This window comes from Amycolatopsis sp. CA-128772 (assembly GCF_002904295.1).
Taxonomy (GTDB): domain Bacteria; phylum Actinomycetota; class Actinomycetes; order Mycobacteriales; family Pseudonocardiaceae; genus Amycolatopsis.
Genome location: NZ_PPHG01000072.1, coordinates 43,734 through 63,737, shown reverse-complemented (window position 1 = coordinate 63,737; position 20,004 = coordinate 43,734). Strand labels below are relative to the sequence as shown.

The window sequence follows — 20,004 nt, the reverse complement described above, 5'->3', positions numbered from 1 at the left end:
ATGTCGGATTTGTCGCCGGGTTATCGGAACCGGTGGACAGCGGGTCGGCATTCCGCTGTCCACAATTCCAGCCGCGGGTGCTTGTCACGCAGCGGCGTGTCCCACCCGTGAAGGCGCCGAATTGTTCTTGGCCGCAACCGGTTGCGCGCGCCACAGCGAGATACCCAAACCGATCAGTGCCACTCCCGTCGGAACGGCCAACGGCCGGTTGAACGACTCCGGAAGGACCGCCAGCGCGACCGTGGCAACAGTGCCCACGGCGAGCAGCGCCGCCGCCCATCGCGCGAGGACGCGCGCCCGGAACAACGCGATGCCGAACAGGCAGCCGCCCGCGAGATAGCCGACCGAGCTGACCGCGAAGACGGTCTGCATCGCGCCGATGCCGTGGGTTGCCGTGCCACCGAAGGCGACGGCGAGGACGTCCGCGACGTAACCGGGCGCCGTGTGCGCCAGCGCGGGCAGCACAGCGGCGGCGATGACCTCGACGCTCAGCATGAGCAGATAGCCGGCGGCGAACACCACGTAACCCACGAAGCCGAGGATTCCCGTCTGCCGGACTTGCCGCAGGTACATGCCGGTGATGCCGATCAGTGCCAACGCGGCCATGAGCGCTTTCGCCGTGCTGCGCACGGCCCAGTCGGTGGTGGTGACCAGGGAGACGTCCATGGCCGGGTGGCCGGCCTGGACCGCGATGAACAGCGCGCCCGCGATCGCGGCGGAGATTCCGGCGGCCCGCGAGAGCCCCCTTTCGCTGGGCGCCATGGAGAACTGCTTCGTCTTGCCGGGTCTTGGCGTGGCGCTCATGCCTTGCTCCTCTGGGCGGGAGGTGTACAACGTACACCTTTGTCGTGCCCAAGTTAGGCGTACGATGTACACCTGTCAAGGCGCGGTCACGAGCTGGAGGACCCCATGCAGGACACCGCCGCGGCCGGCGGCCGGGAGCGGCTCAACCGCGCCAAGGTGCTGCGCGCCGCCGTCGGACTGGCGGATGAAGGCGGCTTCGACGCGTTGACCATGCGCCGGCTGGCGGAGCGGCTCGGCGTCGTGCCGATGGCGCTCTACAAGCACGTGGCGGACAAGCGCGAGCTCCTCGACGGCATGGTCGACCTGGTCTTCGCCGAGGTCGAGGTGCCCGTCGACGTCGGCTGGCGGACCGCCATGCGCCTCCGCGCGGCGTCGATGCGGCAGGCCTTGCTGCGTCACCCGTGGGCGGTCGGCCGGATGGAGACGGGCACCCCGGGACCGGCGAACCTGCACCACCACAACGCGGTGATGCGGTGCCTCCGCCGCGACGCGGGCTTTCCCTTCCGCATGGCCGTGCACGCGTACAACCTGATGGACGCCTACGTCTACGGGTTCGCCCTCCAGGAGAAAACCCTCGCCGGCGACATCCCGGCGGAAGCGGCGCGGCGGCAGGAAGCCGTCGTGGACCGCCGGCCGTCGGGGCTCGAGGACTACCCGTACCTCGCCGAGGTCGTCACCGAACTGGCGAAGACGGGCTTCACCTTCGCCGACGAGTTCGAGTTCGGCCTCGACCTCATCCTCGACGGCCTCGACGGCCTCGGCCGCCTGCCGCAGCCGGATTCGACGCAGCCGTAAGCACGGTGACGCCGGAGGTAAGCGCCCACGCGTGGGGAGCGCGGGTTGCCGGGCATGCTCGTCCCCATGCCTTCGAAGATCACTCGCATCAATCCCGAACACCTGCACACGCCACCCGGGTACCACCACATCACCGTCGTCGAGGCCGGCCGGACGGCCTTCCTGTCCGGCCAATGCCCCCTCGACACAGCGGGCGAGCTGGTCGGCGACAACGACATCAACGCCCAGATCGACCAGGTCGTTGCGAACGCGATGATCGCACTCGGCGCGGTCGGGGCCAGGCCGGGTGACGTCGTGCGCACGGTGGTCTACGTGGTCAGTGACGACCGGGCGGTGCTGGGCGCCGCGTGGGAACGGCTGACGCAGTCGCCGCTCGGGCCGGCTTTCACCACGGCCAGCACCTTGCTGGGGGTCGCCCAGCTCGGGTTCCGTGGCCAGCTGATCGAGGTCGACCTCACTGCAGCGTTGCCGGGATGACCGGACGCACGCGGCTCAGCTTGTGAGGCGCACTCCGGGCGCGATCGCGCAGCGTCGGAGGCCCGTGGCAATCCGGTGCAAGGTCCCGGCTTTCCTCACGCGGCGGAAGTACTGGCCTCCGCCCGGTGGGCGGCCGCATAGTGCGCGGTGCCGATCGCCCCGGCGACGGCCAGGACGAATCCCGCCGCGGCCGCGGCGACGAAGCCCGAGCGGACGCGATCGTCCAGCACCACCACGCCGATGAGCGAGGACACCGCCGTGTTGGTGGTGAACATGATGGCCGTGACCGCGGTCGCCCGGCCGCGTTGCAGGGCCATCGCGAACGCCACCGCCGCGACCAGCCCGTTGGCGATCATCGCCCACAGCGCCGGTTCCAGGGCGAGGTGCCAGACCGGCCCGGACGCGTCGAGCGTGCGCGCCGCGATCCCGACGCTGCTGAACCCCAGCCCGGCGCAGAACCCGAGCACGATCGGCGTCCAGCGGCCGTGCCGGCGCTGGGCGGTGAACGCGATCGCCGCGATGACCACCGCGACGCCCACCAGCAGCAGTTTCCACCCGGGCGGCAACATGCGCGCGGGGCCCGGGTCTGCGGACAGGCCGAGCAGGACCAGGCCGGTCGCCCCCACCCCCAGCGCGGCCCACCCGGCGCCGGCCAGCCGGACGCCGAGGACGGCGGAGATCGTCGCGGTCACGCCGACGCTGAAGGCGAGCACCGACTGGACCAGGAACAGCGGCAGGCGGTGCAGGGCGGCGGCGGCGAAGACGAACCCGAGCAAATCGACCCCCACCCCGAGGAAGTAGAGCGGCTGCCGGCGCAACGCGACGAGGTCCTGAGGCGAGCCGCCGAAGGCGCCCGCCCGCCGGACCCCGGCCGACTCCAGGATGGAACCGCTGCCCGAGGCGACGGCGGCCAGCACGGCGAGGACGTATCCGAGGAGCACCGCCTGAGTGTGCCAGCCGCCCGCCGCCGGCCGGGCCGGTGTCCCGGGACCGGGCCGCCGCGACCGGCGCCGGTCAGCTCCGGTGGACGCCCCGGAAACCGCCCGGCGCGACGCCGAACCGGCGCTTGAACGCGTGCGAGAAGGCAAAAGGCGAGCCGTAGCCGACTTTCGCGGCGATCGAGGGCAGGGCCAGGTCGGTCTCCTGCAGCAGCCGGGCCGCCGTCGTGAGCCGCCACCAGGTCAGGTACGCCATCGGCGGCCGGCCGGTCAGCGCGGTGAAGCGGCGGGCCAGGGTGGCCCGGGACAGGCCCACCCGGGCGGCCAGGTCTTCGATCCGCCACGGCGCTTCGGGGTGCTCGTGCAGGGCTTCCAGCGCGGCCGCGACTTCCGGGTCCCGCAACGCCCGCGGCCAGCCCGTGCCCGGGTGGTCGGCCAGCCACGCGCGGATCAGGTAGACCAGCAGCAGGTCGAGCAGGCGGGTGAGGACGGTGGCCGAGCCCGGCCGCCGGTCGCTCACCTCGCCACCGAGCAGGTCGATCGCCGCGCGCAGCTCGGGGTGCCGCCCGATCTCGGCCGGCAGGTGGACGAGCTCCGGCAGGCTCGCGAGCAGCGGGTGCCGCCGCGCGTGGGCCAGCCGGTACTTCCCGCACAGGAACTCGGTGCGGCCCGCCGGCTCGGCCACCGCCCGTTCGAACGGCACCGCACCGGCCGCGTCCGGCGTCGAGGAGAGGACGTGCGCGCTGCCGTGCGGCACCAGGACCGCGTCGCCGGGACCGAGCACCACCGGGTCCCCGTCGTCCGGGAGCAGCCAGCCGCTGCCGCGCAGCAGGACGTGGAAACCCGCGCCCTCGTACGGCGCGAAGCGGTAGCACCAGTCCGGACCGGCCTGCAGCCGGTTCGACGTGGGCTGCCCGACCCGCACCGCGGCGATCGCGTCACTCAGCACGTCCACGCCGACAGCGTAGTCCTGAGACGATCGAGCATCAGAACAAGCGGATCACGCATGGGAACGCTCAGCCTGGCGCCCTAGCGTGGTGTCATGCGCATCGGTGAAGTCGAAGTGACCAAGGTCGTCGAGTGGCAGGGCGAGATCGCCCCGGCGCGGACGATCATCCCCGGCAGCCCGCCGGAGCTCTGGACGGACAACGCGGCCTGGCTCGCGCCCGACCACTGGAACCCGGAGACCGGCGGCTACCGCGGGGCCGTGCAGACCTGGGTGCTCCGCAGCGAAGGCCGGGTGATCCTGGTCGACACCGGGGTCGGCAACGACCGGCACCGGCCGCAGATCCCCCTGTTCGACCACCTCGCCACCCCCTTCCTCGAGCGGCTGGCCGCGGCCGGCGTCCGGCCGGAGGACGTCGACGTCGTCGTCAACACGCACATCCACTACGACCACGTCGGCTGGAACACCGAGCTCCGCAACGGCGACTGGGTGCCCACGTTCCCGCGTGCCACCTACCTCATCCCCCGCGTCGACCAGGTGTACTTCGACGCGGCCAACGCCCACCGCCGCCCCGCCCCGCGCACCCCGCACGAGCAGCTCCGCCGCGAAGGCAGCCTGCTGGTCTACGCCGACAGCGTCGCCCCCGTGCTCGGCCGGGCCGAACTGTGGGAAGACCGCCACCGCCTCGACCGGAACCTGACCCTCGAAGCCGCCCCGGGCCACACCCCCGGCTCGTCGGTCCTGCGGGTGTCCTCCGGTGCGGACCGGGCGGTGTTCGCCGGGGACCTGCTGCACAGCCCGGCCCAGATCGTGGCCCCGGAGCACAGCAGCTGCTTCTGCGAGGACCCGCGGCAAGCCGCCACCACCCGGCACGCGACCCTCGAACGAGCCGCCGACACCGGCGAGCTCGTCATCCCCGCCCACTTCGGCGGACCGGGCGCGGCCGAAGTCCGCCGGAACGGCAGCCGGTTCGCGGTCCGCCGCTGGGCCGCGGAGGATTGAACCTCCGGCGAGCACGCCGAACCGGGTGAGTCCCGGCACCGGGACCCACCCGGCCGCTGGGTCAGCGGTCCATCAGGGCGAAGACGCCCCAGCCGAGGTACTCGCGTTGGTACCGGGCGTGGCGCACCGGAGCGGCGGCGAGTTCCGCCCGCAGCTGCTCCGCCAGCTCGTCATCGGGATGGGCGTCCAGCCAGCGGCGGGTGTTGAGCCACTGAGCCGCGACGTAGCCGTCCCAGCTGTCCTGGTCGGCCAGCACCATCTGCACGACGTCACACCCCAGCTCGCCGAACTGTTCCAGCAGTTCCGGGAGCACGCGGAAGTCGGCCTTGCTGGTGGCGTGACAGCTTTCGACGGTGGCCTGGTCCGGAGGATCCTTGCGCCAGTACGGTTCGCCGATCAGCATCACCCCGCCGGGGCGCAGGCTGCGCCGGAGCAGGTCCACGGTGCCGGCCACGCCACCACCGATCCAGGTGGCGCCGACGCACGCCCCGATGTCGACCAGCTCGCCGGCCACGTGGTTCGACGCGTCCCCATGGGTGAAGGAGACCTGTCCGGCGACGTCCAGTTCGATCGCGCGCGCCCGGGCCTTGGCCAGGAAGACGGTGCTGATGTCGACGCCGGTCCCGGTGATGCGGTGATCACGGGCCCAGGTGCACAGCAGCTCGCCCGAGCCACAGGCCAGGTCGAGCACCCGGGCGCCGGGCGGCGGGTCCAGCGCCTCGCCCAGCTGAGCCAGTTTCCGGCTGCTGAACGGGTTGTGGATGCGGTGGCTGCTCTCGCGGATGGTGAAGCTACGGGGTAGATCCACTTCGGGAATTCCCTACGTCCAAGGGATAGATCGCAGTGGTCAGCACGGAGCCGGCCGTCGACGGCCAGGCCACCCGGACATTCATGCAATGCACCTCTTCGGACGTAAGGCTTACGGTTTCGACGGAAGGCTAGGGGGACGGCACGTGCCGGGTCCACCGGTTGTCCCTTTTCCGGACCGCCGGGCCACCGCGGCGCCTCGCCCGGCGTGCTGGAGGCATGACGTCGTCGAGGTCCTGGCTGCCCCGCACGGCTTTGTCGTGGCTTCCCCCGGTGGTGCTGATCGGCGGGATCGCGGTGGTGTGGACCGGCGTTGCGATCGCCGCGGACATCAACCGGTCGGCGGGGCTCTTCCCGGGGCGGGTCGTCGCGACCGGGGGCCGGGCGCACCTGACCGTGGACGTCGAGTACACCGGGCCCGACGGGGTGACGAGGACGGAAACCTTCGAGCACGGCCAAGGGCGCGTGATCGTCCCGGGGCGCCAGGTGCAGATCCGCATGTGGCCGGACGAACGGCGCGCAGAGCTCGACGAAGGTGACAAGCACACCGGGCCGATGGTCGTCGGCAGCCTGCTGACGCTGCTCGGCGGGAGCGCCACCGTCCTGATGTTCCTGTGGCAGCACGGCGTACGGATGAAAAAGGGCCGGCCGCGGTTGGAAGAGTGGTGGGCGTTGCCGGCTCGCTGGAGGTGACATTCCCGGCGAGAAGTGGACTAGGGTTCATCGGCAGCAGTCGAACCGCGCACGTCTATCGGGTGGGGAGATATGGCGAAGGTTCCGGGCAGAATGCGGGCTGAAGCACGACGGCTCGGATTGACGAGCGCCACGACTACCCTGGCTCGGCTCGGAGTGGCCCTGGCCGGCGCTGCGTTGCTGGCGGCGGGCGCGGTCGCCGTGTTCGTGACGGCCAACTCGGCGGGCGCTTCGGCGCTGGTGGCCGCGGGGACCGTGCTGGTTGCCGTGGCGTTGTTCGCCAATCAGATCGAAAGCGTCGAGGGCGGCGGCTTCAAGCTCCAACTGGGTGCGGTGGCGGCGAAGCTGCGGGAGGCCGGCGAAGCGGACGCCTCGGGCGACGCGGAGGGCGCCGAGCGGCTTCGCCGAGAGGCCCAGCTCCTGCTCGCCGCGATGGAACCGATCGCGACGCGTTATGAAGCCGTGCGAGAGAACAGCCCGCACGGTCGGGCACGCACCCAGGCGATGGGAGATCTGGTCGACCAGGCCCGGAAGATGGCCGAACTCGACTTCGTCAGCACGGATGCGGTGGCCGAGCTGTTCCGGTCCGGTCAGGACGGCAACCGCATCACGGCTCTCGGCCTGATGCTCGGAAATCCGCGGCTGGTGTCCCTCCCCCTCCTCACGGAGGCCATCCGCCGGCCGCGCTCGAGTTTCGAGCAGTGGCACGCTCTCCGGATCTGTTCGGACCTGGTCCGGCGGGATTCGCAGCCGGCGCAGCACGAAGAAATACGCGAAGCCATTTCGATCGCCCGCGCGAACGGATCCCTCGGCGACCCGCGTGACCGGTCGCGAACGAAGCTGGCACAGCAGATCGCGGACGCGATGGAGAACTGAGCGAACCCGGCAGGCCGTGCTACCGGTCCTGCGGCGCCAAAGCTGCGGCAAACCGTGCCGCGACCTCCGCGACCGCGGCACGCAGCTCATCCCCGCCCTCGACCCGGAACCTGAACGGCACGGTCGTCAACCACTCCTGCGCGTACATCGCGGGATTGCCGGTGCTGCCGACGAGCACGCACCCGCTCCCCGATGGCCGGAGCCGGCCCATGGGTGGGCGGATCCAGGGCGCCACCTCGGCGAGCGGGGCGTCGAACACGACTTGGGCCGGGAACTCCCAGCCCGTGCCCAGGTTTTCCTCCAGCGCGGCGACCGGGTCGAGGTCGCCGGGCGGTTCGAACTCGTGCGTCGTCTGCGCGACCGCGCGGACCCGGTCGATGCGGTAGGTGCGGATCGCCTCCGCGCGATGGGAACGGCACAGCAGATACCAGCGCCCGTGGCGGACCACGACCGCCCAGGGGTCCACTTCGGCGTCCCACGCGTTGCCGGTCTCGGTCCGGTAGGTGATCAGCACCCGTCGCCGGGCGGCGACGGCGGCGACGAGGGTACTGGTGGTGGCGGGATCCGGGCGGGCCGAGTAGCGGTCGGGAGCCGCCGCGGCGTGCTCACGCAGGGCGGCTGCCTGCCGGCCGACGTGCTCGGGCAGGGCCTGGACGACCTTGCCGAGGGCCGCACCGACCGGGTCGCCGGCCTCGGTGGCGGCCGGCTGGCCGTCGAGCACCGCCATGACCAGCCCCAGCGCCTCGGCCTGGGTGAACACGATCGGCGGCAGCCGCGTTCCCCGCCGGAGCCGGTAGCCGCCGTGCGGCCCACGGGCCGATTCCACCGGGATGCCGGCCTCCCGGAGGATTCCGACGTAGCGACGGGCGGCCCGCTCCGTGACGCCCAGCCTTTCGGCGAGCTGATCGGCCGTCACGCCGGGGCGCGCCTGGAGGATCTCCAGGGCGCGCAGGGCCCGGGCGGTCGGACTGAGCTCACTCGGCACCCCGGCAGGCTAGGCGATCACGCCGTGATCCGGAAGCAGACCGTCCGGAATCGGCTCTAGCGTGGACCCCGACCGCACGGGAGGACGAGAACTGATCATGGACATCCTGCTCATCGCCGGGCTGTGGCTCCCCGGATCCGCCTGGGACGACGTCGCCGCCGGACTCCGGTCGCTCGGCCATCACCCCGTGCCGCTGACCCTGCCCGGCCAGGGCGACGGATCCGCCTCCGCCACGCTCGAGGATCAGGTGGCGGCCGTGCTCGCCGCCGTGGACGCAGCCGCCGGCCCGCCCCTGGTGGTCGGGCACTCGGCCGCGGCCACCCTGGCCTGGCTGGCCGCGGACGCGCGGCCGGGCAAAGTCGCCAAGGTGGTCCTCGTCGGTGGCTTCCCGGCCGCCGACGGGAAGCCCTACGCCGACTTCTTCGAGCTGCGGGACGGCGTCATGCCCTTCCCCGGCTGGGACCCGTTCGACGGGCCGGACTCGGCCGACCTGGACGAGGAGGCCCGGCGCGCCTTCGCGGCCGCGGCGATTCCCGTTCCCGGGGGCGTGGCCACCGGCATCGTGCGGCTGAGCGACGAGCGACGCTTTGACGTGCCGGTGGCGCTCGTGTGCCCCGAATTCACCCCGGCCCAGGCCAAGGAGTGGATCAGCGCCGGTGACGTGCCCGAACTCGCGCGGGTCAAGCATCTCGACCTCGTCGACCTCGACTCCGGCCACTGGCCCATGCACACCCGGCCGGCCGGATTCGCCCGGCTGCTCGCGGCGGAGGCCGATCGGGCCTGACCGGACGTTGCGACCCGACGTCGTGCGCAGATCGCCGGGTCTCAGCCGCCGAACGCCGCGAGCGCGTCGGCCCGGGTGTCGAAGACGCGCAGCAAGGTGCCGGTGAGGCCGAGCAGCTCGAAGGTCCGCCGGTTGTGCGTACCCGCCGCGACGTGCAGGGCCACCGCGTCGTCGGCGGCGGCGTGGGCGAGCCGGACGATCTCGTTCACGCCGGTGGAAGCCAGGAAGGTCACTCCGGCCAGGTCGAGCACCAGCCGCAGGGGCCGGGCCGCGAGGAGCACCGCGAGCGCGTCGCGCGTGCGCGCCGTGGTCACCAGGTCGAGCTCCCCGGTGAGGGCGATGACCAGCGTGGCCCGGTCGACCCACGTCGGAACGACCGCGACGTCCGAAGAGCCCGCGACCGGCGCATCGGAAAGGTGCAGGAAGGGCGCCAGCTCGCTCCGGCCCAGCCAGGGCAGCAGCGCCGGGGTGACCTCGATGCGCAGAGCGAGGTTTTCCCGCGCGCACGTGAGCGCCAGCTCCTGCAGCTCCGCCGGCAGCACCTCGTCGCACGAGGTCACCGCGGTCAGCGTGACTTCGAGCGCCGCCGGTTCGGGTGACAGCGCGGTCAGCAGCGCGATCCGCAGGGTCTCGTGCAGCCGGGCACGCGCCGAAGGGCCGAGCGCTCCGGACATCACCACCTGCACGACACCGGACGTCGTCCGCGCCGGCGGCATCGTGATCGTCCACGCGGACTCTTCGTCCATGGGCCCAGTCTGGCAGCGGTAAGTCCGATCGGCGCGCCGGCGAGCCGCGCCCCCCTGGCTGCGCCGCAGCGTCAGTCCGGCGGCTCCGCGTCGGCGGTCCCCGGCCGTGGCGGCGGCGGATCGTCCGTCATGAACTGCGCCACGTCGACGTCCAGGTCCGGCACCGGCGCCGTGCCGGGCGACACCGGCGCGTCGGGGTTGACCTCTTTGATGTCCTTGTCGGCCATGGTTTCGGTCCTCCTTCGTGTGCCTGCCATCTACCCACCGCCGCGGAAGGGAAACCGGATCGAGGCAGGAACCGATCCGACAAAAGTGAATATCATTTCACGTGGCCGCGACCACGACAGCCGGTGCGAAAACGACTACAGTGGTGAAGAGCGCGTGGTTGAACGGGTAGCTGCGCACCATCCTCGTCCGGCGACGCAAGTCGCGGCGAGGTGCCGGGCTCCCCCTTGTTGCGCAGTACTCTTCCGGTGGCCGCACCGACGCTTCGCCCCGAATCGCTCGGGAGCACGCCATGTCTTCACCCATCTCGAATTCCGCTCATTCACCCATCGCGGGGGAATCCGCCCTCCGGAACGCCGACGAGGTGCTGACCGTGCGGCGCATTCCGTGGCGGCACGACCTGGCGATCATCTCCGCCGCCGGGGAAATCGACACTCGTTCCGTCCGGCTGCTGCAGCGGGCGTTGTGGCAGGACCTGCCCGCCGGCCTGGTGATCAACCTGTCCGAAGTGACGTACTTCGGGGTGGCCGGCGTACGCGCGCTCGAGGGCGCGGTGAGCCGGGCCTGCGCCGAGCGCCGCCGGATCGGGATCGTCGCCGCGACCCACGCGGTCCTCGGGCCGTTGCGGATCTCCGGCCTCGACACCCGCGTCGGCGTCTACCCCCTCCTCGCCGACGCCCTGCGCGAAGTCCCGACGTCCCCGCCACCACCGCCCGCGACGCCCACGGGCGTGGCCGCGCCGGACCGGACCGGAGCCTGAGCGGTCACCGGCCGCCTGACACGGCCGAGACCAGCGCGTCGGCAGCCGTGTCGATGTCGGCCTGGGTGGTCCAGCGGCCGAGGGACAGCCGCAGCGCGGCCAAGGCGCGCTCGGCGCCCAAGCCCATCGCCGTCAACACCGGCGACCCCGTGTGCACGCCGCTGTGGCACGCCGACCCGGTGGACGCGGCGATCGCGGGGGCGGCTTCGAGCACCTGGTGGCCGCGGGTGCCGTCGATGCTGATGTTGAGCGTGTTCGGCAACCGCCGGCCGGCCGCCGCGGGGCCGTTGAGGCGGACGCGGCCCGGCAGCGCCGCGTCGAGCCGGTGGTGCAGCTCGTCCCGCAACGCCGTCAGGCGATCCGCCGCGACGTCCTCGGCCGCGAGCCGGGCCGCGGTGCCGAACGCCACGGCCAGGGCGACGTTCTCCGTCCCCGCGCGCAGACCGCGTTCCTGCCCGCCGCCGTAGACGACCGGCTCCAGCGCCACGCCGTCGCGGACGAACAGCGCGGCGGCGCCGCGCGGGGCGTACAACTTGTGCCCCACCACGGTCAGCAGGTCCACCCCGAGGCGCCCGACGTCCACCGGGATCTTCCCGCACGCCTGCGCGGCGTCGCAGTGCACCAGCGCCCCGTTCCGGTGGGCCAGCTCCGCCAGCTCGGTGACCGGCTGCAGCGCGCCGGTCTCGTTGTTCGCCGCCATGATCGACACGACCGTCCGGTCCGCGGCCGTCCGCAACGCCGCCGCCAAGGCGCCGAGCGTGACCAGACCGTGGTGGTCGACCGGCACCACGGTGATCCGGGTGCCGTGCAGCCGCGCGAGCGCGCGGGCCGTCTCCAGCACGGACGGGTGCTCGGTCGCCTGGACGACCAGGTGCGCGCGCGGCGCCCCGGCGGCGAGCACCGCGCCCCGCAGGGCCAGCAGGTTCGCCTCCGACCCCGACCCGGTGAACACGATCTCCGCCGGCCGCGCACCGACCAGGCCGGCCACCTGCGCCCGCGCGGCCGCCAGGGCCTTCCTCGGTTCCGCCGCGTAGGGGTGCTCACTGGAGGGGTTGCCGAACTGCCCGGTCCAGAACGGCATCGCCGCCTCGGCGACCCGCAGGTCGACCGGCGTCGTGGCGTTGTAGTCCAGGTAAACCGGCCCGTCGTCCAGGCCCGGCGGCTGGGTCACGGGTGTCCTCCGCAGTCGGCTCCCGCCCCAGCCTCACGCAGGCGCCCCGGCCGCCGCAACCGGAAGCCGCGGCCGGTCAACTGACGTTGAAGTTCTGGTCCACTTCGGCGGCCAGTGCGCTCAGGGCCCGGTCGAGCCGCTCGCGCACGTCGCCGGGGTCGGCGTCGTCGTCGACCTTCGCGCGCAGTTCCGCTTCACTGGCGCCGGTCCCGCTGCCGGTCACCGTCAGGTCGCCCGTCCAGCCGCCGGTCCGCCACTCCACCCGGCCTTCGCCGGCCCGGAGATCGACGTCGTAGCCGCCCGCGCCGCCCTCCGGCAGCCACGCCTTGGCGCGGGTGGCGTCGGAGGCGGTGTTGAGGACGATGTCGGCGTCGGCCGTCATCGTGCGGTTGCTGGTCACCATGCGTGTCGTCATTCCGGGAGGTTCCTTCCGGTGCTTCGCGTCGGGATCGCTCTCGGTTCCGGGTGCCCCGGACGTGACCGCCGAACCCCGCGAACGAGTTCGTGTAATTCACACGATCAGGGGTACCCGGTCGCTATGACTGTCTGTGCTCCCGACCACGCGCCGGCCGCTGACGCGCTGACCGTCCCGACGCCGCGACGGTCCGACGAATACGCTCACTGCGCTCCCCTCTTCGACGAACGCAGCCGCCTCGCCGCCGAAGACCCGCGCCGCACCGCCCTCCGCGACCGGCTGATCACCGAGCACCTCCCGCTCGCCGAGCACATCGCGCGGCGGTTCAGCGGCCGCGGCGAACCCTTCGAAGACCTGCTGCAGGTCGCGCGCACGGGGTTGATCCGCGCCGTCGACCGCTACGACGCCGGCCGCGGCAGCGACTTCGTGTCGTTCGCCGTGCCGACCATCATGGGCGAGGTGCGACGGCACTTCCGCGACGTCGGCTGGTCGATGCGCGTCCCGCGCGCGCTGAAGGACCTGAAGCAGAAACTCGCCAAGGCGACCGACACCCTGGGCCACGACCTGGGCCGGGCGCCCACCCCCAGCGAACTGGCCCGCCACCTCGGGATGGACGTCGAGACCGTCCGGGAAGGACTGCTGGCCGCCCACGCCTACCGCGCCAGTTCCCTCGACGCCCCGGCGCGCGACGGCGAGGACGACCACGCGGCCACCGCCGGGCTGGCCGAGGACGAAACCGGCTTCGAGCGGTTCGAGAACCACATCCTCCTGCGAGCGGCGCTGGCCACTTTGGAGCCCCGGGAACGCGCCATCGTCAAGATGCGGTTCGTCGACGAGCTGACCCAGAGCCAGATCGCCCAGCGGGTGGGCGTTTCGCAGATGCACGTCTCCCGGCTGCTGGCCAAGACCCTGGAACAGCTGCGGCAGCACATCGACGCCTGATGCGGGCTTGCGGGCGGCGCCCGAACCGCTTCGGCGGGCCAGGATCCGCGGTAAGGATTCGGTAACCGGCCGGCGTCCGGAAGACGGATACGGTCGGGCGATGGCTCGCTCGCGATGGCTGTACGCCGCCGGTCACGCCGTGCCCGGTCTCACGCTGGCCGGATTCGGCCTCGCCCACCCCGTGGTGCTGGACGCGGCAAGCGCACCGTGGTGGGCGTCCCTGCACGTCGTCCTGCTGCCCGTATTCCCTCTGCTGGCCGTAGCCCAGTGGTCCTTGCTCTCGCCGGCGCCGCGGGCCGTCCGGCTGCCCGGCCGGGTGGCGGCGTTCGCGTTCGCGGCGTTCTACGGCGGACTCGACGCCGTGGCCGGCATCGCGGCCGGCACGGTGGTCCACGCCCAGCACGGTGTCACCCCGGTCGTCGGGGCGGTGTTCGAAATCGGCGACACCCTCGGCCACGTCGGCGCGGCGCTTTTCCTCGCCGCGAACCTGCTGCTGGCGTTCGCGGCGGTACGGCAAGCATCGTGGCGTGCTGCGCCGGGTGCGGTGGTACTGCCGGCCGCCAGCGTGTCCTTTTTCGACAGTCACATCTTCTGGCCGCGCGGCGTGTTCACGATGCTCGGCATCGCCACGGGGATGTTCCTGCTCGCCCTCGCCCAGGAAACCGCTTGCCGCCGGACGAGGGCGATGACTACGTTCCGGTGATGCGACTGCTGGCGGTGACCTTCGAGGCGGCCAATCCCGCTGAACCGGCCCGCTTCTGGGCCGGCCTGCTCGGCCGGGAGGTCATCGAGGACACCGGCGGCCTGCTGCTACCGGGCGGGGAAGCCCAGCTCGGCCTGCGGTTCGTCCCGGGCCGCGCCGGCCGGCTCGGCGCGAACCGGATGCACCTGCACCTGACCAGCACCGACGCGGTGGCCACAGCGATCAGGCTCGGCGGCCATCACCTCGACGTCGGGCAGCGACCCGAGGAAGGACACGTCGTCCTCGCCGACCCGGCGGGCTACGAGTTCTGCGTGATCGAGCCAGGCAACCCCTACCTCGCCGGATGCGGCCCCCTGGGCGAGCTCACCTGCGCCGGCACCCGGCAGGTGGGCCTGTTCTGGAGCAAGGCCCTGGGCTGGCCCGTGGTGTGGGACCAAGGCGAGCAGATAGCAATCCAATCCCCGACCGGCGGCACGAAAATCGCCTGGGACACCTGGGACAACCCGCCCACGGCCCCGAGCGGGCAGCGCTTCGAGCTACTCCCGGCCGACGGCGACCAGCAGGCGGCAACCGACGCACTGATCGCCCTCGGCGCCGCTCGCCTCGACACCGGCCACGACGGCAGTGTCGTCCTGACGGATCCGGACGGCAACGAGTTCTGCGTGCGGCCCGGAGGTCATCCCGGCGGGTCGTCACCCCAGCCGGGGTGACCCATCCCGGGCGATCAGAGACTCATCCAGCAGAACAGGAGCTCCTCGGCTTCCCGAGCCCGCCGCGCCAGCCGGACCATCGACTCGATGAACGCTTCCGCGTCCGCGACGTCGACGTTGCCGCCGAGCTCTTCGATCTGCGCCCACTCCCGCGCCACGCGAGGCACATCGCCGGCCTGGGCCAGCACATCGCGAGCCGAGGGGTTCAGCTCGGAGACCCACGGCCCCTCGTAGTCGAGGTCGTGCTCCCGACCCGCCGGCCAGGCAAGGCGGTGGGTCACCAGATCCGGCTTCCACGCCACCTGCTGGATCGCCGCGACCATCATGCCCAGCACGACTGTCGGATCGACGTGCTTCGCGTCGATCCCGTCGAACACACTGGGCACCGGACTGTCACCCTCACCGGCATCCATCACCTGCCGCACAGCGTCGGCGTCGGATGCACGGAAGTAGTCGAACAACGGCATGGCCCGGATCATGCCAAAGCCGCGCTTTCCACGGTTTGCCGACCTCGACTGGCAGCTGCCCTGCTGCAGACGGCCACGGTACGTTCGAGCCGGGGAGGGTCAGGGTTCAGCTGACGGCAACACTCAATCGATTCAAGGGAATATCGGTGAATTGGACAAGCATACTCCCCCTAGTGGGAGTCGTTGTTGGGGCAGGGGCATCGTTCGGCGCGCAGTACCTCGCCACTCGCGTTACTCGACAGCAGGCCAAAGACAAACGAGTTGCCGACCTGAGGACTGAACGCAAGGAGGCAATCTGGAATTTCCTCGACGCCGTTCAGTCGGTGGAACACCTGGCTGAACGCCGCTTCCAGACGGGCCATCACGGTGAGGCCCCGGAGCCCACAACCCATCGGATGTGGTACCTGCTGAAGTGCATCGAACTTGTTGGAACGCCTCAACTCCATCGAGCATCCGACCACTACGCATGGCGCCTCCATGAGTCCGTCTACGGAACCGTTCCGGACGGCATAGATGTATGGGCGTTCATGTCGGAATGTCGCCACCCGTTCCTTCATGCCGCCCGGAGGGAGCTTGACATCCCAGAGGTCGCGAATTCCAACTGAACTAGGTCTCAGTTTCGATGAAGGAAACCCATCACGCCTGTCGCCTAGGTCGCCACCGAACGGAGAGGAGATCACCGGTGGCGTCCACGAACGATGACGCTCGGAGTCGAACCGCCTCGGGCATCGGGCCTGCATCAGGTTCGACCGGGGAGCACCAGAAGGCCAGTCCCGGCTGAGACGCACGTCGACCGGCTCCTCTCCTCGACCCAGCGCGTCGATGAAGGCACAATCGACGGCGACTGGCGCAGCGGGGTGAAGAGTTCGATCACCTCGAGCGGGACGCCCGACGGATCTCTCCGTCTTACTTCGGCATCGGTTCACTTCGCCCAGCGTCTCCTCCTGAGACCTGAATGGCGCCCTTCGGGTCCCGACCCGGGACCGGCAGGCGTCCACTGCAACGCACTCTCATTCGCCACTGTGACTGCCGAGAGGGCCTCGCACTCCGTGGCCGTCTCCCACCCGGACACGGTCGTCCGGCTCATCGTGCGCGCCGCGGGCTGACCCCGGCCCCCGGCCCCCGCGAGCCGCAGCCCGCGGGGGCCGGCGCCGAGATCGCACCGCTTCTCCTGAGCCTGCAAAGGAAAGTCATGCGCTACCGCCCGTCAATCGTGCTGTCCCGGATCATCGAGAGCACGCTCGTCCTGCTGGGCGTCCCCATCTTCTTGTCGGACGACATCAGGTGGATCGCGTTGTGGGACCTCATCGCCGTCGTCTACCTCACGATCCGCGTCATCCGCCTCGGTCGCGCCAAGCGGACGGGCGACGACCGGGGCGCGTGGGTCAAGAGCGCGCTGGGCCGCCGCAGCGGCACCCTCTTCACCCTGTTCACCAGCTTCATCGGGATCATGTCCGGCCTGACCATCGTCCTCACCGAGGAAGGCACCCCGGCGTCACTTCCCGGCAAGACAGCGGCTGTGCCCGCCGTCTTGCTGGCCTGGGCGATCCTGCACTTCGGTTACGCCGACCGCTATGCGCAGCTTACTACAGCGCCCTGCCCGGGAAACCGTTGGTGTTCCCCGGCTCCGAGCACCCGACGTTCATCGACTTCACGTACTTCTCTTTCACCGTCGCCACCTCGTTCGCGGTCTCCGACGTCGAGTCACGCACCTCCGCCACCCGGCTGCGGATCCTCGCGCACGGCGTGCTCTCGTTCATCTACAACACCGCGATGCTCGGCATCGCCATCGGCGTGCTCAGCGGCTGATCACCCGCTACGGCCGAGGCCACGATCCAGGCGGTTCAGCCGTCCTCGCGGTGGAGAACGAGGTGCTCGTGATACAGCACGCCGTCGCGGATGTCGCCGGTCGCGGTGAATCCGGAGTCGTCGACGTAGTCGATGTGGTGGCCCGTGACCGTGTAGCTGCCGGTGTAGGCGCTGTTCGGGCGTCCTCGCGCCTCGTCGTAACGGCCGTCGGGCAGCAGTTCCTGACGGATGTGACGATCGGCGGTCACCCACGTGCCGACGACGGGAGTCCGTTCGTTGTCCATGCTTTCACCGGCAAGACCCGGACCGTGCACGATCCGGCTCAGCTCCGGGCGTACTCGACGACCAGCAAAGCGGTGAGGGCCGGCACGGCCCACTGCACCCAGCCCAGACCACGCTCACCGCGCAGCAGGCGCTGGTGGCGTTGCGCGCCCAGGTCGGCCTCGGCGGTCACCCCGTCGCCGTCCAGGGCCGCGTGCTGGATCTGCTTGCCGACCAAGTAGCTGTACGTGGATGCGGCCATCGCGGCCACGGTCGTCACCGACCTGACCGCGGTCGCCTGCTCAGGCAGGCGCCTGCGGCCAGCGAACGGGAACATCCCGGCGCGGCTGCGCCGAGCCTTCACCGTGCCGGCCACACCGACGAGGTGCAGAGCGATGGCACCGGCGCCGACAGGTGTCCACCGGGACCAGCCGGTACTGGTGATCCGCGCCGCCGCCACCCGATCCGCAGCGCGCGCCGCGGTCCCGTCCAGCCCGACCGCACCCATCAGCGATCCACCCAGCCACACAGCCAACCCGAGGTCGCGCGCGCCGCGCCAAGCCATCTCGCTCTTCATCGGTACTACCTGCCTTTCAGCCTGCCTCCGCAGAAGTTGGCTACCCGCCTCTGTGCACGCGGACGCGATGAGGCAGTCGCCCGACGATCCGGGTGCGAGTACCCGGCTGAGGCAGGTCGAACCGTCACTCCGCCCCATCAGCAGCGCCTGTTTCCGGGCGCAGCGAAGCAGGTACTTGCGGCGGGACGCGGCCGAACCCGCGGGCGGAGTATCCAGCCCGAAAGGCTTGGCAAAGCCGAGAACCAGCTCGCCGAACTCGGCCGGCAGTGAAAATCGGCGCGGGCTACAGCTGTTTGGTGGTGACCAAGGTGGTTCCGTGGACGGCGTCACGCCCGGCCTCGGTGAAACCGAGCTTGGCCAGCACGCGGCGGGACGCCGTGTTCCACTCCCACACCGTGGCCCACAGCCGTCCGTGCCCGGCCGACCCGGCCCACTCCACCACGGCCGTCGCGGCCTCGGTCGCGTAACCCCGGCCCCACCTTCGGCGCAGCAGCTCGAACGCCAGCTCTCCCCCGCCGTCGATCAGCCCGCAGTAGCCGATGACGTCGCCCTCGGCCTTCCGCTCGATCGCCAGCAACCCGGCCGGCGACCGGCCGGTGCGAATCGCCTCCTCGAGCTCGGCGACGGTGGGATGCCCGGCCGCGTCGATCCGGCGGTGCGGCGGCACCCGCGGATCACGTTCCGCCCACAGCTCGCGCTGCACGACCGCCTCGGCCACCCGCCACGGCCGGAGCAGCAGCCGGTCCGTCTCGAGCACGACCTCATGTCCCGGAGTCAGTTCAGCCGCCATGGAAGCAATCTCCCACGCGCACGCCCGGACGGTCACCTCCCGGATGCGTCCCCGGAACCTCGGGTTCGGCATGGCCCTCGACCCGCCAGTAGTGCTCGATCCCGGCTGCGCCGTACTCGGCCGACTTGTCCAGCTGATCGGCGGTCACCGAGGATGCCGACATCGCCTCGACGACGAGCCGGCAGTTCTCAGGGCGAAGCACCTGATCGTCGGGCACGGCCGAATCAAAGACGACGATGTCGGGGCGGCGGTTCAGGAGTGGCACCTCCCGTACGCGCAAGTCGACGCTGTCGGAACCCTGCGGAGCGGGAAGCACGACAACCGCGTCGTCGACGATCTCGATGCGCCGGCAGACCTCTTCGGGAAGTACGTCTTAGTCGGCTGCGGAGATGCCGTCCGGTGACAGCTGCAGCCCGTTGGACACCATCGAGACGCCGGACCACCTACCCTCCGGGCGAACACCAGCAGCCACCACTCCCGGTAACCAAATCCGGCCGGCCGCTCCCCTTCCCTCGGCACAACGACCGCCCTGAAAGCGACAAACCCCGCACCTATCGGGCCACCCTGATAAGTCCCCGACGCTCAGATACAAGACGACCGGCGCTTCCGCCTCCACTTCGACGACGACCAGCTGATCAGCGAGAATTCCACCAGGCTCAGCTGGGCTCTTGTCTCAAAACTATGGTTTCGAGACACCCTCCGTATCAGCTCAGCTTGATCTTCCTGTGCTCACGGACCACGACGTCTTGTGAGCTTCCGTCTCGCTAGCGCGGCGGGCGGCCTGCATGCAGCTCGGCCACGGTGGCCGCGACGAGCGGCCCCTCACCGGGACGGGGCCGGCGCCGATGAGGTCTTCCAAGCCGCCGGGCTCCACTGCCGCGTGCTCGGGAGGCAAGCCTTCGGTTGGGCGGCAAGTTCGATCCGCGGAACCCGTCACACAAGGTCCTGATGAGCGTGCTCGGCGGCAAGAGCGAATCGGAACGACAGCACGTTCAAGCTCACGTGCAGGGACTATGGCACACGCCACCGACAAAACCTGCCGACGCTCCCAGCGGCCCACGGCACGGGCGTCACGCAATATCGGAACCAGCAGAGAATATCGCGAGATCCGACGATTACATCACAGGGAGCCGAAGCCCAAGCACTGAATGCACTACTGCTCGGACGCAGGTTGCCATTAGTGCTGCCTCGGCGCTGGTCGAATCAGCTCCGCTGGCGCGAGGAGTACGAGCGCACGCGCAACACGGTCGAGTACACCCTGAGTTCGTCTCCGCGGACGCGGCCAACACGGTTTGTGGCCCGTTCGGCAAGAAACCCTCGG

At 71.0% G+C, this 20,004-nt stretch carries 25 protein-coding genes; 11 read left to right on the top strand and 14 right to left on the bottom strand.

The window, feature by feature from the left end:
• Positions 1–84: 84 nt before the first annotated feature.
• Positions 85–804, bottom strand: a complete 720-nt coding sequence (locus C2L59_RS26325; protein WP_199199260.1) for a hypothetical protein — start codon at positions 802–804, stop codon at positions 85–87.
• A gap of 105 nt (positions 805–909) precedes the next feature.
• On the opposite strand from C2L59_RS26325, the gene C2L59_RS26320 reads away from it, so the two are divergent.
• Both C2L59_RS26320 and C2L59_RS26315 read left to right on the top strand, forming a co-directional pair.
• Entirely contained in the window at positions 910–1,599 is a 690-nt protein-coding gene (locus C2L59_RS26320; protein ID WP_199199259.1) for a TetR/AcrR family transcriptional regulator C-terminal domain-containing protein, read from the top strand.
• Between the two features lie 66 nt (positions 1,600–1,665).
• On the top strand, positions 1,666–2,076 hold the full coding sequence (locus tag C2L59_RS26315) for a RidA family protein (RefSeq protein WP_103352367.1): 411 nt from the start codon (positions 1,666–1,668) through the stop codon (positions 2,074–2,076).
• 95 nt (positions 2,077–2,171) lie between these two features.
• Here C2L59_RS26315 and C2L59_RS26310 read toward each other — a convergent pair whose 3' ends face one another.
• Positions 2,172–3,017, bottom strand: a complete 846-nt coding sequence (locus C2L59_RS26310; RefSeq protein WP_103352180.1) for a hypothetical protein — start codon at positions 3,015–3,017, stop codon at positions 2,172–2,174.
• Positions 3,018–3,090: 73 nt separating this feature from the next.
• Positions 3,091–3,969, bottom strand: a complete 879-nt coding sequence (locus C2L59_RS26305; RefSeq protein WP_103352179.1) for an AraC family transcriptional regulator — start codon at positions 3,967–3,969, stop codon at positions 3,091–3,093.
• Between the two features lie 87 nt (positions 3,970–4,056).
• Between C2L59_RS26305 and C2L59_RS26300 the strand changes: the two genes are divergently transcribed.
• A complete protein-coding gene (locus tag C2L59_RS26300; protein ID WP_103352178.1) occupies positions 4,057–4,962 on the top strand; it encodes an MBL fold metallo-hydrolase in 906 nt (301 codons plus the stop codon).
• A gap of 61 nt (positions 4,963–5,023) precedes the next feature.
• On the opposite strand, the gene C2L59_RS26295 is transcribed toward C2L59_RS26300, so the two are convergent.
• Positions 5,024–5,770 (bottom strand): cyclopropane-fatty-acyl-phospholipid synthase family protein, encoded by a 747-nt coding sequence (locus tag C2L59_RS26295; protein WP_103352177.1) that lies wholly within the window; start codon positions 5,768–5,770, stop codon positions 5,024–5,026.
• A gap of 218 nt (positions 5,771–5,988) precedes the next feature.
• Between C2L59_RS26295 and C2L59_RS26290 the strand changes: the two genes are divergently transcribed.
• Both C2L59_RS26290 and C2L59_RS26285 read left to right on the top strand, forming a co-directional pair.
• Positions 5,989–6,462, top strand: coding sequence for a hypothetical protein (locus tag C2L59_RS26290; protein ID WP_146060437.1), 474 nt, complete (start codon positions 5,989–5,991; stop codon positions 6,460–6,462).
• A 267-nt stretch (positions 6,463–6,729) separates the two neighbouring features.
• Positions 6,730–7,338, top strand: a complete 609-nt coding sequence (locus tag C2L59_RS26285; protein ID WP_146060436.1) for a hypothetical protein — start codon at positions 6,730–6,732, stop codon at positions 7,336–7,338.
• 19 nt (positions 7,339–7,357) lie between these two features.
• On the opposite strand, the gene C2L59_RS26280 is transcribed toward C2L59_RS26285, so the two are convergent.
• Positions 7,358–8,323, bottom strand: coding sequence for a YafY family protein (locus C2L59_RS26280; protein ID WP_103352174.1), 966 nt, complete (start codon positions 8,321–8,323; stop codon positions 7,358–7,360).
• Positions 8,324–8,420: 97 nt separating this feature from the next.
• Between C2L59_RS26280 and C2L59_RS26275 the strand changes: the two genes are divergently transcribed.
• Entirely contained in the window at positions 8,421–9,107 is a 687-nt protein-coding gene (locus C2L59_RS26275; protein WP_103352173.1) for an alpha/beta fold hydrolase, read from the top strand.
• 41 nt (positions 9,108–9,148) lie between these two features.
• Here C2L59_RS26275 and C2L59_RS26270 read toward each other — a convergent pair whose 3' ends face one another.
• Both C2L59_RS26270 and C2L59_RS47575 read right to left on the bottom strand, forming a co-directional pair.
• Positions 9,149–9,853 (bottom strand): STAS domain-containing protein, encoded by a 705-nt coding sequence (locus C2L59_RS26270; RefSeq protein WP_103352172.1) that lies wholly within the window; start codon positions 9,851–9,853, stop codon positions 9,149–9,151.
• A 71-nt stretch (positions 9,854–9,924) separates the two neighbouring features.
• Positions 9,925–10,080: a hypothetical protein gene (locus C2L59_RS47575; protein WP_158263110.1), complete on the bottom strand. Its 156-nt coding sequence runs from the start codon at positions 10,078–10,080 to the stop codon at positions 9,925–9,927.
• Between the two features lie 290 nt (positions 10,081–10,370).
• Between C2L59_RS47575 and C2L59_RS26265 the strand changes: the two genes are divergently transcribed.
• Entirely contained in the window at positions 10,371–10,838 is a 468-nt protein-coding gene (locus tag C2L59_RS26265) for an STAS domain-containing protein (RefSeq protein WP_103352171.1), read from the top strand.
• 4 nt (positions 10,839–10,842) lie between these two features.
• Here C2L59_RS26265 and C2L59_RS26260 read toward each other — a convergent pair whose 3' ends face one another.
• Both C2L59_RS26260 and C2L59_RS26255 read right to left on the bottom strand, forming a co-directional pair.
• A complete protein-coding gene (locus C2L59_RS26260; RefSeq protein WP_103352170.1) occupies positions 10,843–12,009 on the bottom strand; it encodes a cysteine desulfurase family protein in 1,167 nt (388 codons plus the stop codon).
• 76 nt (positions 12,010–12,085) lie between these two features.
• Positions 12,086–12,424 carry a hypothetical protein gene (locus C2L59_RS26255; protein ID WP_146060435.1) on the bottom strand — a complete coding sequence of 113 codons (339 nt, stop codon included), beginning with the start codon at positions 12,422–12,424 and terminating at the stop codon, positions 12,086–12,088.
• A gap of 123 nt (positions 12,425–12,547) precedes the next feature.
• Between C2L59_RS26255 and C2L59_RS26250 the strand changes: the two genes are divergently transcribed.
• From C2L59_RS26250 to C2L59_RS26240, 3 genes are all read left to right on the top strand, one after another.
• Positions 12,548–13,366, top strand: coding sequence for a SigB/SigF/SigG family RNA polymerase sigma factor (locus C2L59_RS26250; RefSeq protein ID WP_103352168.1), 819 nt, complete (start codon positions 12,548–12,550; stop codon positions 13,364–13,366).
• Positions 13,367–13,466: 100 nt separating this feature from the next.
• Entirely contained in the window at positions 13,467–14,069 is a 603-nt protein-coding gene (locus C2L59_RS26245) for a hypothetical protein (protein WP_103352167.1), read from the top strand.
• Positions 14,069–14,779: a VOC family protein gene (locus C2L59_RS26240; RefSeq protein ID WP_103352366.1), complete on the top strand. Its 711-nt coding sequence runs from the start codon at positions 14,069–14,071 to the stop codon at positions 14,777–14,779. Before C2L59_RS26245 ends, C2L59_RS26240 begins: the two co-directional genes overlap by 1 nt.
• Positions 14,780–14,793: 14 nt before the next feature.
• Here the strand turns inward: C2L59_RS26240 and C2L59_RS26235 are convergent, their stop codons facing one another.
• Entirely contained in the window at positions 14,794–15,246 is a 453-nt protein-coding gene (locus C2L59_RS26235) for a hypothetical protein (RefSeq protein WP_103352365.1), read from the bottom strand.
• A gap of 1,614 nt (positions 15,247–16,860) precedes the next feature.
• Between C2L59_RS26235 and C2L59_RS49250 the strand changes: the two genes are divergently transcribed.
• Positions 16,861–17,055 carry a DUF1345 domain-containing protein gene (locus C2L59_RS49250; protein WP_233223688.1) on the top strand — a complete coding sequence of 65 codons (195 nt, stop codon included), beginning with the start codon at positions 16,861–16,863 and terminating at the stop codon, positions 17,053–17,055.
• A gap of 35 nt (positions 17,056–17,090) precedes the next feature.
• Here the strand turns inward: C2L59_RS49250 and C2L59_RS26225 are convergent, their stop codons facing one another.
• The 4 genes from C2L59_RS26225 to C2L59_RS26210 all read right to left on the bottom strand — a co-directional run bounded on the left by C2L59_RS26225 (position 17,091) and on the right by C2L59_RS26210 (position 18,948).
• Complete coding sequence (locus C2L59_RS26225) at positions 17,091–17,339, bottom strand: Atu4866 domain-containing protein (protein WP_103352166.1); 249 nt, start codon at positions 17,337–17,339, stop codon at positions 17,091–17,093.
• Between the two features lie 38 nt (positions 17,340–17,377).
• Entirely contained in the window at positions 17,378–17,893 is a 516-nt protein-coding gene (locus C2L59_RS26220; protein WP_103352165.1) for a hypothetical protein, read from the bottom strand.
• A 283-nt stretch (positions 17,894–18,176) separates the two neighbouring features.
• Positions 18,177–18,683: a GNAT family N-acetyltransferase gene (locus tag C2L59_RS26215; RefSeq protein ID WP_233223687.1), complete on the bottom strand. Its 507-nt coding sequence runs from the start codon at positions 18,681–18,683 to the stop codon at positions 18,177–18,179.
• On the bottom strand, positions 18,673–18,948 hold the full coding sequence (locus C2L59_RS26210; protein ID WP_233223685.1) for a Uma2 family endonuclease: 276 nt from the start codon (positions 18,946–18,948) through the stop codon (positions 18,673–18,675). The genes C2L59_RS26215 and C2L59_RS26210 overlap by 11 nt, the downstream gene beginning before the upstream one ends.
• Positions 18,949–20,004 lie beyond the last annotated feature (1,056 nt).

Bases quoted from the DNA above. Each gene is read 5' to 3' on its own strand.
- C2L59_RS26325 (WP_199199260.1), bottom strand. From the start codon at position 804: ATGAGCGCCACGCCAAGACCCGGCAAGACGAAGCAGTTCTCCATGGCG.
- C2L59_RS26320 (WP_199199259.1), top strand. From the start codon at position 910: ATGCAGGACACCGCCGCGGCCGGCGGCCGGGAGCGGCTCAACCGCGCC.
- C2L59_RS26315 (WP_103352367.1), top strand. From the start codon at position 1,666: ATGCCTTCGAAGATCACTCGCATCAATCCCGAACACCTGCACACGCCA.
- C2L59_RS26300 (WP_103352178.1), top strand. From the start codon at position 4,057: ATGCGCATCGGTGAAGTCGAAGTGACCAAGGTCGTCGAGTGGCAGGGC.
- C2L59_RS26290 (WP_146060437.1), top strand. From the start codon at position 5,989: ATGACGTCGTCGAGGTCCTGGCTGCCCCGCACGGCTTTGTCGTGGCTT.
- C2L59_RS26275 (WP_103352173.1), top strand. From the start codon at position 8,421: ATGGACATCCTGCTCATCGCCGGGCTGTGGCTCCCCGGATCCGCCTGG.
- C2L59_RS26270 (WP_103352172.1), bottom strand. From the start codon at position 9,853: ATGGACGAAGAGTCCGCGTGGACGATCACGATGCCGCCGGCGCGGACG.
- C2L59_RS47575 (WP_158263110.1), bottom strand. From the start codon at position 10,080: ATGGCCGACAAGGACATCAAAGAGGTCAACCCCGACGCGCCGGTGTCG.
- C2L59_RS26265 (WP_103352171.1), top strand. From the start codon at position 10,371: ATGTCTTCACCCATCTCGAATTCCGCTCATTCACCCATCGCGGGGGAA.
- C2L59_RS26255 (WP_146060435.1), bottom strand. From the start codon at position 12,424: ATGACGACACGCATGGTGACCAGCAACCGCACGATGACGGCCGACGCC.
- C2L59_RS26250 (WP_103352168.1), top strand. From the start codon at position 12,548: ATGACTGTCTGTGCTCCCGACCACGCGCCGGCCGCTGACGCGCTGACC.
- C2L59_RS26245 (WP_103352167.1), top strand. From the start codon at position 13,467: ATGGCTCGCTCGCGATGGCTGTACGCCGCCGGTCACGCCGTGCCCGGT.
- C2L59_RS26240 (WP_103352366.1), top strand. From the start codon at position 14,069: ATGCGACTGCTGGCGGTGACCTTCGAGGCGGCCAATCCCGCTGAACCG.
- C2L59_RS26235 (WP_103352365.1), bottom strand. From the start codon at position 15,246: ATGCCGTTGTTCGACTACTTCCGTGCATCCGACGCCGACGCTGTGCGG.
- C2L59_RS26225 (WP_103352166.1), bottom strand. From the start codon at position 17,339: ATGGACAACGAACGGACTCCCGTCGTCGGCACGTGGGTGACCGCCGAT.
- C2L59_RS26220 (WP_103352165.1), bottom strand. From the start codon at position 17,893: ATGAAGAGCGAGATGGCTTGGCGCGGCGCGCGCGACCTCGGGTTGGCT.
- C2L59_RS26215 (WP_233223687.1), bottom strand. From the start codon at position 18,683: ATGGCGGCTGAACTGACTCCGGGACATGAGGTCGTGCTCGAGACGGAC.